Below are 7,170 nucleotides of genomic sequence, written 5' to 3' on the forward strand. Positions count from 1 at the left end.
AGGACGGCGCCGCTACCGCGGCACCGTCAGATAAAAAACTGGGGAAAATTACTTCGACGAAAGTGGGGAGTATCTATCCGACGCTGACATTCGTCACTCGGCTTGGTTTCTCCGCAGCGGTTCCTTCGGGACTGGGTCAAAGCTCAGCAGACCAAGGATGCCGCTGCATAACTCGGCCGTTGGAAGGTGAAAAACCGAGGGAAGCTCAGCGGCAATCCTCTGATTGGTTATAAGGCAACGGAATCCATAACGATTTCATATAGACAAAGCTCCGGCAGCCCCAGCAGTGTGTATCTCAGGGTCAAGCAAGAGTTGCCATTTGTGAAATTGACATCCCAATCATGAGATTGCGTCGCGTGCATGATAAAGCGATCGGCGTGTGCTTTTGCCGACCCAATTTTGCGACCCGCGGATGTGGTGGGTGGACGAGCGAAGGCTCCACTGTCCAGCAGTGGGACGATGCCAGCGGATTCGCATGCGGCGTCGCGCCCGTGACGATGCGTTGGCCGGCACTGCCGGGCAAGTCTTTTGCCGACGGGTTCGATTGCCTGCTGTTATTTCGATATCGGCCAACCCGCCAGGGGGTGGTTCACTACGAACGGCGAATTGCATAAATTTCGGTATTCAATACGCACATTTCCGTCGCTCTTCTTTATCATTTTCTCGGAATGCGGCAGCGGCAGTGCCGTATCCCGTGCGGTTTCCTCCTACGCGTGCCCCACTTGCACGAGGCAAAAAATGAACCTGCAACAATTTCCGCGTTATCCGCTCACGTTCGGCCCGACTCCAATTCAGCCGCTCGAACGCTTGAGCAAGCACCTGGGCGGGAAAGTCGAACTGTATGCGAAGCGCGAGGATTGCAATAGCGGCCTGGCGTTCGGTGGCAACAAGACGCGCAAACTCGAATATTTGATTCCCGACGCGATTGCTCAAGGTTGCGATACGCTCGTTTCCATCGGAGGCATTCAGTCGAACCAGACCCGGCAGGTGGCGGCCGTCGCAGCCCATCTTGGAATGAAATGCGTGCTCGTGCAGGAAAACTGGGTCAACTATCACGATGCTGTCTATGATCGCGTCGGCAACATCCAGATGTCGCGGATTATGGGCGCCGACGTGCGCCTCGTATCGGACGGCTTCGATATCGGTTTCCGCCGGAGCTGGCAGGAGGCAATCGAAAGTGTTCACCGCGCGGGCGGCAAGCCGTATGCGATTCCCGCCGGCTGTTCGGATCACCCGTTGGGCGGTCTCGGATTCGTCGGTTTTGCCGAGGAAGTTCGCGCACAGGAAGCTCAACTCGGATTCAAGTTCGATTACGTCGTCGTATGTTCGGTGACCGGCAGCACGCAGGCCGGCATGGTGGTCGGTTTTGCGGCGGACGAACGCGCGGACCGCGTTATCGGCATCGACGCGTCGGCGAAGCCCGAACAGACACGCGAGCAGATCGCCCGCATTGCCGCTCATACCGCCGAGCAAGTGGGCCTTGGCCGGCGCATCGCCGACACGGATATCGTGCTCGATACCCGCTATGGCGGCCCCGAGTACGGTTTGCCGAATGACGGCACGCTGGAGGCGATCCGCCTGTGCGCGCGCTTGGAGGGCGTGCTGACCGATCCGGTTTACGAGGGCAAGTCGATGCACGGGATGATCGACAAAGTGCGCAACGGCGAATTTCCGCCCGGCTCGAAGGTGCTGTACGCCCATCTTGGCGGTGTGCCCGCGCTCAACGCCTATAGCTTTATTTTCCGCAACGGCTGACGCGACGGCGTGATTGAAACGCACGGCCGCACCGGCTGCTTCTTAAAACGCGATCCCGCAGATCAGCGGAGCGCGCCACTCGCCAGATCCACGGCCGAGGTCCAGCGCGCTTATTCCGCGGCTTGCGCGCGAATGCACAGATGCACGGGAGCTGAGTTGGACATCGTATGCATCAATGGCCCGATCAATTCCGGGAAATCCACGGTCGGGCGCCGCTTATGCGAGCTGCTGCCGGGTGCGCAGTTCGTCGACGGCGACGATCATGGTGCGCCGGAAGACGCCGATCTCGATACCGTGATCGCGGTCGCGCTTGCGCGGATCGAGGCGCTGATCGCCGATGCCGATGCCGATCTGGTCGTCGCCTATCCGCTGCGCGTGGAAGATCATGCGCGCTTGGTCGCCGCGGCTGGCCGCCGTGGCGCGGGGTTGTTCGTCGTGACGTTGGCACCGCCGCTTGCCGTCAGTTTGAGCAATCGCGGCGCGCGCGCTTTGTCGCCGGTGGAATGTGAACGAATCGCGCAGATGTATGACGAGGGCTATGCCGATCCGCCATTCACCGATCTGCTGCTCGATAATGCAACGATGGCATCGACGCAGGCGGCCGAGGCGATCCGCTCAGCGTTGGCGGCATGGCGCGCCGATCGTGAGGGCCGCTGCCGTTGAAATGCGGCTGCGGGTTGGTTGCCGGCGGCTCGTCCGCCGGTTGCCCCAGACCGTCGCCAAGCAGCTTGGTTCGTTGCTTGAATGCCGAGTGCGCATGCGGAACGCTCGTTCGGCCTTTTGCGGATTCGCAGCCCGATGGCAGAAAAATCTTGATGATCGCGATACCGGGCGGCATTCGCGATTCGATTGGCCGAATATTGCCGGCGGCCGCCGTTGCGTACTCCGGCGGGCCGGCCCGATCCGGCCGGCCATCTCCTGCGTGGCACGCGTTGTCATCCCGGATTCCGCTGATGAACGGAATACCGATCGGCGGCATAGCGCCGGACGCTTGCGAATCCGCGCGAGCGGTATGGTCAGCCGGATCGCGACGGCCATCGCGTGCGTACCGGCGGCACTCGAACGGCGGATTGGCGGGTGCTCCGAGGGGGAGTGACGGCGCGGATGATGTTATGCGCTCGGGCGTTTGCGAGCCGTGTCGAGTGAGGACGCTGCGCCCGCGGATGCCTCCGTGCCTCCGCAGGCGCAGGGTCGCGCCGGATGCGGTGCGTTGAGCGCACGATGGATGACGCGTGACGTGGCGGGGGCGTAAATCGGTCGTGCCGCATCAGAGCTGCTCCAGGCCGCAGGCCGCGAGCGTCGGCAGATCGAGCACGTCGATCTGGTTATAGGCGACGCGCAGCGCGCCCAGCGCCTCCAGATGCTGGAGCGCCTGATTGATCCGCTGCCGCGACACACCGACGAGCATCCCCAGTTCCTCCTGCGAGATCGCGAGCGTCGCGCCGGTATCCGGATACAGATCGGGGTTGAAGAGTTGCGCAAGCGATTGGGCAACCCGTGCGTTCACGTCGAGCAGCCGGCTGTTTTGAATCGACGCGATGAATTCGCCCATCCGGTTGTTCAATTGGCGGATCACGAAGCCGGTGAACGGCAGGCTGCGTTCGAGGAGCGCGTGAAATGCATCGGCGGGCACGAACAACGCGAGCGAGCGCTGGATTGCGATCACGTCGTACTTGCGCTGCTCGCGCTTGATCACGCTGCCTTCGCCGAACCAGCCGCCGGACGGCACGCCGGAGAACGTGCAGCCGCGTCCCGAGACGTTATAGATAGACAATTTCACGAGCCCGCCATGCACGCCGATCCAGTAATCGGACGGCGCGTGCCGGCGCGCGACCCAATCTCCGGCATCGTGATGCTGCGCGTGCGATTGCGCGATGACGAACGCTTGATGTTCGGGCGCAAGCGCATTGAACCAGCCGCTACGCGTGAAGAGTGCACGTAGGCTGCCTGTAATGCGGCGTCCGGCCGAGCGGGGGGCGGTCGCATCGATTGCCGGGGAGACAGGGGGCGATGATGTGGCGCAAGTGTCGGCAGGGGGCATGCCGGCTGCTTCGTCGCAGGCTTTGTCGAGTACTTCGAAGGATGCTCTGTCAGATGTTCCCGCCGGTGTTGGGCATATCGCTTCGATCGCTGCATAGGCCGATGCTCGACCCGCTGCGCAGGCGGACCCGCCGTTGCCAGCCGCGCCCGGCGCTTCAGTCAGTCGTTCGCCAGCATGTTCGCCGGCCTGTCCGGCGGACCTGACTGACGACCCGGAAATCGGCGCAGCCGGCTGCGCGGCGGGCATCGACGAAACTCGGCAGGCTTGATGATCGTTTGGCATCACACAGGGTTTGCGAGGATAGGGAATACGCGCGGTTGCCGGCGGCGAGTCTGTCGTTCGGATGACAGACGGCTCACAATGGCCGTGAGTAGCCTGATTGGATCACAAACGAACGTATCGAGGCGCCCGCTTCGCAGGAGACGACATCATGACGCAGAAATTCGACGACGGGCTCGGCCGTCGCGACGCGAACTACGTGCCGCTCACGCCGATCGACTTCATCGCCCGCGCGGCGGAGGTTTATGGCGACCGGCTGGCTGTCGTGCATGGCGACGTCCGCCGCACGTGGCGCGAGACTTACGCGCGCGCACGACGGCTCGCGAGCGCGCTCGCGCGCATGGGGGTGGCACGCGGCGATACGGTAGCCGCACTGCTGCCCAACATTCCGGAGATGATCGAGGCACATTTTGGCGTGCCGATGGCGAGTGCGGTACTGAACGCGATCAATACGCGGCTCGACATACCGTCGATGCTGTTCATGCTTCGCCATGGCGAGGCGAAGGCGCTGATCGTGGATACCGAATACGCGGAATTCGCGCAGCGCGCGGCGCAGGAAATGCCGGGGCTCGCGATCATCAGCGTTGCCGACGCGCTGCCCGCCGATCCGGCGCGCTTCGCGAATGCGACGGACTACGAAGCGTTGCTCGGCGGCGGCGATCCGGCATACGCATGGACGCCGCCACCCGACGAATGGGATGCGATCGCGCTCAATTACACGTCGGGTACGACGGGCGACCCGAAGGGCGTCGTCTATCACCATCGCGGCGCGTATTTGGCTGCGATCAGTAACATCCTCGAATGGGACATGCCCAAGCACGCAGTGTATCTATGGACGCTGCCGATGTTTCATTGCAACGGCTGGTGTTTTCCGTGGGCAGTCGCGGCGCGTGCGGGCGTCAACGTATGCCTGCGCAAGGTCGACGCACAGCGCGTGCTCGAGTTGATCCGGCGCGAGCGCGTGACGCACTACAGCGGCGCGCCGATCGTTCACGGCGCGATCGCCAATGCTCCCGCCGACTGGCGCGCGGGGATCGACCACACGGTTCATGCATTCGTCGCGGGCGCCGCACCGGCACCCGCGGTGATCGCGAAGATGAAGGAGATCGGTTTTGATCTGACGCACGTGTACGGGCTCACCGAAGTGTATGGCCCTGCGGCCGTGTGCGCGAAACAGGCGCATTGGGATACGCTCGCCGATGACGAGCTTGCGCGGCTCAATGCACGGCAGGGCGTGCGTTACCACCTGCAGGCAGGAGCGACGGTGCTCGATCCCGATACGATGTCGCCGGTGCCCGCGGACGGCGAGACGCTTGGCGAGATCATGTTTCGCGGCAACATCTGCATGAAAGGCTATCTGAAGAATCCGCGCGCGACCGACGAAGCATTCGCGGGCGGCTGGTTCCATACGGGCGATCTTGGCGTGCTGACGCCCGACGGGTACATCCGGATCAAGGACCGTCGTAAGGACATCATCATTTCAGGCGGCGAAAACATTTCGAGCATCGAGATCGAGGATGCGTTGTACCGGCATCCGGCGGTTGCGGTCGCGGCGGTCGTCGCGCAGCCCGATTCGAAGTGGGGCGAGGTGCCGTGCGCGTTTGTCGAGTTGCGCGAAGGGATGACGGCGACCGAGGAAGAGATCGTCGCGCACTGCCGGCAATGGCTCGCCGGCTACAAGCTGCCGAAGGCGGTACGCTTTGGCGAGCTGCCGAAAACGTCGACCGGCAAGATCCAGAAATTTCAATTGCGGGCGCAGGTCGGGTCGGCCAAGGCCATCGATCTGGCGGGCGGCGGCGCGGGCAAGAACCACGACGGGCAGTGATGTGCGGCGGTATGTATACGCGCCGCCGCGTCAGTCGCCGACGCGTGCACGAGTACCAGGCGGATGCCTGCCGGGTACTCGCGGCGGCGGCAATATCGTCCCGGCCATGCACGAGCGGGCGCACCGCCGACGGCCGAATTCGCCGCCCGGCGACGATGCGCGTCGCTTACTGAAGTGAGCTTGCTTCCGTAAAATGAAGGTCCGGCAATCGCATCGTTTTTGCGAGCGCCTTGTCCGGTTTCGAAGGCTCAGTCCGCCGGAATCTGGCGGCGCAATTCGCTTTTGCGATTGAGCCAGTAAGTGAGTTGAGATGACGGCTGGGATGCGAATTCGCCGGCCGGATCTTCAGACGTGCTGCCGTGAATTCGGCGCTCGCTCGTGGCGCCGGACGCGGACGCGTTTTGGCTCGATTCGCCATTATCGATGCGCGGCTGCTTGGGTGGCGGCCCGTCGCCGGAGCCGCCGTTGTCCGATCCGGCAGGCCGCTCCGGCCGGGGCGCCAAGCGCTGCAAGCGCTGCCGCAGCTGCTGCAACGCCTGTTCGGTCGCCTGTATCAGCTCGTCGGCGCCTTGTGCCTCGTCGCCGTGTCCGCCCGGAATGCCGCCTTGCAGAAGCCTCTGCATGCGCGGCAACGTAGCCTCGTGAATCACCTGAAGCCAGTCTGCCTGCTGTTCCAGGAATTGATCGTGTGTGTGAGCAAGCTCCGGCGCCAGAAAAACCTCCATTCGCCGCAACTGGTTGCGTTGCTGTTGCAGATTCGCACGAAAGATGTTCTCCGGCGGCAGGTTGTTCAGCGCATGGTCGATGATTTGCCGTGCCTGGACCACGTTGGTTCGAATATCTTCGCCGTGACGCTGGGTGGCGGGATTGGCCAAATAAATCCGCGCCTGGTTGACGGCCTCCCAGGCGGGTTGGACTAGCGGCCGCACTCGATCCAGGGGCGTCTGGGCTTGTGGAATCAGCGCTCGCGCCCGCTCCAGGTTTCGCTGTGCATTGTCCGCGAGCGGCCATATGGTCTGCGGATTCTCGCCTTGGTCGAGCCGAGCCGTCGCGTCCTGAATGCGGTGCCGTGCTTGGGCGATCTCGTTTCTGATATCGGTGACCACACGCTGAACCTCGATGGCCTGCGTGGTGGCATCGTTGAGCTGCGCGAGGGCCGGCAGAAGCGGAACGGCGAATTGGTTGAACTGGACGGTAGCCAGGTCGCCTGCCAGCATCGCCTGATGGTCGAGCGGCAACGCGGGCAAGGGGGGATCCAGGCGGGTGGGGT

General features: G+C 63.3%; 5 protein-coding genes. 3 read left to right on the plus strand and 2 right to left on the minus strand.

Going from position 1 to position 7,170, the window contains the following annotated elements; all coding sequences use genetic code 11:
* The first annotated feature begins 738 nt into the window (after window positions 1–738).
* Together BSIN_RS24740 and BSIN_RS24745 are read left to right on the plus strand one after the other, a co-directional pair.
* Window positions 739–1,755 carry a 1-aminocyclopropane-1-carboxylate deaminase gene (locus BSIN_RS24740; RefSeq protein WP_089342371.1) on the plus strand — a complete coding sequence of 339 codons (1,017 nt, stop codon included), beginning with the start codon at window positions 739–741 and terminating at the stop codon, window positions 1,753–1,755.
* 156 nt (window positions 1,756–1,911) lie between these two features.
* On the plus strand, window positions 1,912–2,418 hold the full coding sequence (locus tag BSIN_RS24745) for a DEAD/DEAH box helicase family protein (RefSeq protein ID WP_256584056.1): 507 nt from the start codon (window positions 1,912–1,914) through the stop codon (window positions 2,416–2,418).
* Between the two features lie 604 nt (window positions 2,419–3,022).
* Here the strand turns inward: BSIN_RS24745 and BSIN_RS24750 are convergent.
* Window positions 3,023–3,883: a Crp/Fnr family transcriptional regulator gene (locus tag BSIN_RS24750; protein ID WP_369828258.1), complete on the minus strand. Its 861-nt coding sequence runs from the start codon at window positions 3,881–3,883 to the stop codon at window positions 3,023–3,025.
* Between the two features lie 343 nt (window positions 3,884–4,226).
* Here BSIN_RS24750 and BSIN_RS24755 point away from each other — a divergent pair, with 343 nt between their 5' ends.
* Window positions 4,227–5,900 (plus strand): acyl-CoA synthetase, encoded by a 1,674-nt coding sequence (locus BSIN_RS24755; RefSeq protein WP_089342374.1) that lies wholly within the window; start codon window positions 4,227–4,229, stop codon window positions 5,898–5,900.
* A gap of 248 nt (window positions 5,901–6,148) precedes the next feature.
* On the opposite strand, the gene BSIN_RS24760 is transcribed toward BSIN_RS24755, so the two are convergent.
* On the minus strand, window positions 6,149–7,170 hold a 1,022-nt coding region (locus BSIN_RS24760), incomplete at its 5' end, for an HlyD family secretion protein (protein ID WP_218192450.1).

The organism is Burkholderia singularis (assembly GCF_900176645.1).
GTDB lineage: Bacteria > Pseudomonadota > Gammaproteobacteria > Burkholderiales > Burkholderiaceae > Burkholderia > Burkholderia singularis.

What these genes read in the sequence shown, in the direction of transcription:
- BSIN_RS24740 (WP_089342371.1), top strand. Translation starts at nt 739, where the DNA reads ATGAACCTGCAACAATTTCCGCGTTATCCGCTCACGTTCGGCCCGACT.
- BSIN_RS24755 (WP_089342374.1), top strand. Translation starts at nt 4,227, where the DNA reads ATGACGCAGAAATTCGACGACGGGCTCGGCCGTCGCGACGCGAACTAC.